2 tRNA genes and 1 rRNA gene are annotated in these 732 nt (G+C 41.5%); all 3 read right to left on the reverse strand.

What is annotated here, in order from left to right:
• Nucleotides 1–294 precede the first annotated feature (294 nt).
• A tRNA-Ala gene (locus L1D50_RS23190) sits at nt 295–370 on the reverse strand.
• 116 nt (nt 371–486) lie between these two features.
• Nucleotides 487–563 (reverse strand) — tRNA-Ile (locus L1D50_RS23195).
• A 77-nt stretch (nt 564–640) separates the two neighbouring features.
• Nucleotides 641–732, reverse strand: a 16S ribosomal RNA gene (locus L1D50_RS23200); the annotation flags it as partial.

Below are 732 nucleotides of genomic sequence, written 5' to 3' on the forward strand. Positions count from 1 at the left end.
CACTTAACCATACAACCCAAAATGGTTTATTACTTTGAGGTGTATGTGTCAAAGACAGTTTAACTTCGCCAGAAGTTAATATTGAATACTAAAGTAGACGCTAATTAATCATCGAAATGATTAATCGGCATTTTCTTTCGAAAACTCGATAAATAACGTTACGTTATCTATCAGAATTTAATTTTTCAGCTTTTCCAAATTTTTAAAGAGCAAGAGAATAACTTCTCAGAGTTAAAAACTCTCAGTTACTTGAACCTGAGTAAGAGTGTTTATCTATAAGAAGGAGTAGTAAAGTGGTGGAGCTAAGCAGGATCGAACTGCTGACCTCCTGCGTGCAAGGCAGGCGCTCTCCCAGCTGAGCTATAGCCCCACATTACTAGGATAACATTGTTTGCTTTACCAAACTTCTTATTGAGGCAAGGCATTAAGTGAGGACGTTTAGTCTTTCCTAAACGACGAGCTTAATAACGCAGCATCGGCAAGAAGTGGTGGGTCTGAGTAGACTTGAACTACCGACCTCACGCTTATCAGGCGTGCGCTCTAACCAGCTGAGCTACAGACCCAAACAATGTTTGTGTTCTCTAATTCTAATCAACAATCATCTGTGTGGACACTTCGAACAAATAAGTTCTAAATCGTATAAGGAGGTGATCCAGCCCCAGGTTCCCCTAGGGCTACCTTGTTACGACTTCACCCCAGTCATGAATCACTCCGTGGTGAACGTCCCCCCGA

The organism is Pseudoalteromonas sp. Isolate6 (genome assembly GCF_022398435.1).
Taxonomy (GTDB): Bacteria; Pseudomonadota; Gammaproteobacteria; order Enterobacterales; family Alteromonadaceae; genus Pseudoalteromonas; species Pseudoalteromonas galatheae.